The sequence below is a fragment of the Paracoccus marcusii genome (assembly GCF_006151785.1).
GTDB lineage: Bacteria > Pseudomonadota > Alphaproteobacteria > Rhodobacterales > Rhodobacteraceae > Paracoccus > Paracoccus marcusii.
The window spans coordinates 1-1,286 of the sequence record NZ_VDDD01000253.1 but is presented as its reverse complement, the minus strand read 5'-3'; the positions used below and the strand labels follow the sequence as shown (position 1 = coordinate 1,286).

1 protein-coding gene is annotated in these 1,286 nt (G+C 55.8%); it reads right to left on the bottom strand.

Annotated features, from left to right (window positions below; all coding sequences use genetic code 11):
• Positions 1-214 precede the first annotated feature (214 nt).
• Entirely contained in the window at positions 215-1,003 is a 789-nt protein-coding gene (locus FHD68_RS18605; RefSeq protein WP_244297999.1) for a helix-turn-helix transcriptional regulator, read from the bottom strand.
• Positions 1,004-1,286: the final 283 nt, after the last annotated feature.

Sequence of the window (1,286 nt, the reverse complement as noted above, 5' to 3'; positions counted from 1 at the left end):
GCCCGAAGGTCTTCCTTTCGGCCGTCGCCCTAGCCGCCCTCGTCATCTACTGGTTATGAATCCTGACCCTAGGGTAAGTGTGCCGGTATAAAGTTTTGGGAACAGGGATCTGAGGACAGGATCATAGCGTAACAGCATGGACATTTTTGTGGCTCCATTCGGTTAGAACCACATGCCGGGTGCCCCCGCAGTCTGTCTTGAACAAAATTGCGCCCTATCTCATCGCTGCCGCATAAGCGCCGGGCGTCAGTCCGTAAGTGCGGATGAACAGCCGGGTCATATGACTTTGATCCGAAAACCCGGCCGCGTGCGCGGAATGAGCAAGGGTCTCGCCATTTGAGATCAGCCTCCTCGCAAGATGCAAACGGCGCTGGACCAGATAGGCATGTGGAGTGAGGCCTGTGGCCTTTGCAAAGCCACGGACAAGCTGAAACTGGCTGAGATCGCCAATCGCAGAAAGTTCGGCCAGCGTCAGGGGCGTCGCGGGATCATCATCGATCCTGGCGCGTGCCTGATTGATTGATTGAGGAGTTTCGATTTCCGCACGTGGGGAGCGCTCAACAAGCCGTGAAAGTAGAAGCATCAGCGTTTCCTCGCCCTCAATTTCACTCTCGCTGCCCCGCCTGCTTGTCAGGGTGCGATACAGCGAGTGAAAACGGTTTGCGCACCGAATGTCGCGTATCGCGGGATGCGCAAGCTCTCCGGCATAGACACCGTGCTCTGTCATGATGCGCATGCGGTCGGCCAAGGCTACTGGGTCAAAATAGAGCATCCGCCACGCTCGACCGCCATCGCCCAGTGGTGCGCCATCATGCACCTCGCCGGGATTGACCGTAATGACGTCGCCCGCTTCTGCTTCCACCAATCCGCGGCCGCTGGCTGAAATTTGAGCGCCACGGATTATAACCCCGATACCGAACTGGTCATGACTATGACGACCGAAGGCACGGAATGAATCCGCAGTGACAGCCTCGACGCCGTTAAGAGAGCAGCGGTGGATCATAAATTGCTCAGGTTTCATGGACGAGAAAGCTACACAGATCTTAGGGTCTCAACCATTCGCGTTCTGGTGATCGCCTTAGATAATATCATCAAGCTGCTTGGTGGGTTAGCAGACGCATCGCCGCCACGCCTGTGTGACCGCTTTGCGGGACCATCCGGTCATTCGCTGCAAGTGCGCCATTGTCCGGTTTAGAGACATGTTCAAAAGGGGTCCAGACCGTGTGAAAACTAGGTGGAATTTAAAGGGCATCGGGCGTTCGGTGATTTTTAGTTTAGAAATCCTG